Source organism: Streptococcus sp. GMD1S, assembly GCF_000296875.1.
Lineage (GTDB): Bacteria > Bacillota > Bacilli > Lactobacillales > Streptococcaceae > Streptococcus.
Genome location: NZ_AJQY01000171.1, coordinates 1 through 1,080, shown reverse-complemented (window position 1 = coordinate 1,080; position 1,080 = coordinate 1). Strand labels below are relative to the sequence as shown.

Annotated in this window: 3 protein-coding genes; 1 reads left to right on the top strand and 2 read right to left on the bottom strand. The window is 35.9% G+C overall.

The genetic code is table 11. The features are described from left to right. On the top strand, positions 1–438 hold a 438-nt coding region (locus GMD1S_RS08045), incomplete at its 5' end, for a TIGR03943 family putative permease subunit (RefSeq protein ID WP_000319324.1). Between the two features lie 183 nt (positions 439–621). On the opposite strand, the gene GMD1S_RS08040 is transcribed toward GMD1S_RS08045, so the two are convergent. Together GMD1S_RS08040 and GMD1S_RS11850 are read right to left on the bottom strand one after the other, a co-directional pair. Next, positions 622–783 carry a hypothetical protein gene (locus tag GMD1S_RS08040; protein ID WP_000627735.1) on the bottom strand — a complete coding sequence of 54 codons (162 nt, stop codon included), beginning with the start codon at positions 781–783 and terminating at the stop codon, positions 622–624. Positions 784–930: 147 nt separating this feature from the next. Continuing rightward, the coding region (locus GMD1S_RS11850; RefSeq protein ID WP_008280767.1) for a riboflavin kinase at positions 931–1,080 on the bottom strand (150 nt) is incomplete at its 5' end.

The window sequence follows — 1,080 nt, the reverse complement described above, 5'->3', positions numbered from 1 at the left end:
ACCAGCACCTATTTTTCCAAATCTGCTTATGAAAAGGAAATGAGGTCTACAGCTGATAAATACCTCTCCCAGTCAACCATTCAGGTTACAGATGAAAACTATATGGAGGTCATGGAAGTTCTCTATGACTATCCTCAGGAGTTTGAAGGAAAGAAAATCGAGTTTACAGGCTTTGTTTATAACGATCCTAGCCATCCAGATAGCCAATTCCTCTTTCGCTTTGGGATTATCCACTGTATCGCAGACTCTGGTGTATATGGACTCCTGACCAAGGGAAACTCACGCCAGTATCCTGACAATACCTGGATTACCGCTAGAGGAACCCTGACCCTCCACTACCATAAAGAACTCAAACAAAAACTCCCAACACTGGAAGTTGAGAGTTTCACAAAAGTAGACAAACCAGAAAATCCTTATGTTTATCGCGTATTTCAATAAAAAGAGACAATATCAGAATTTCTGTATTACAGAATTCCAATATTGTCTCTTCATTTTTTTCTTATACTCATTTCAATCTAACAAACTAGCTTACTTTTTGTTCTTTTCTCTGACAGAATGTTCAGAAACCCATTTAGAATAGCTTATCATTTTTTTCAATTTGCTTTTCTGTTAAATAGACTGTCATCTTTCCAACAAAGCTTTGAAAACATCGTCGTATTCATCAAAAATTGTATCCAATTTCAAGTTAAAGGCATCATCAGATACATAAGAGACCTGATGATCCAATTCTTCAGGAGTAAAGATAATTTCACCACTTGGAATATTGAATTCGCCTGTAATCATATTAGTCTCTTTTCTTTGATTTTTAAAGTTATGAATATCACTATTTTAACAGATTTTCAATCAAGCTTCAATTATGTTTCTCTCTATAAAAATTTCTTTCAAAAATAAAAAAGCAAACCCATAATATGGTTCACTTTTTTAACTCTTCTACTCTCCATCCTTCCAGTTCCGAGCAATCTCTTCGTCTTTCTGGAGTTGGTCTACGAGTTCTTCTATGGAGTCAAATTTGACCATATCGCGAACACGGTCCAGCCAGTAGACCATGACTGTCTCACCGTAAATATCGTCTGAAAAGTC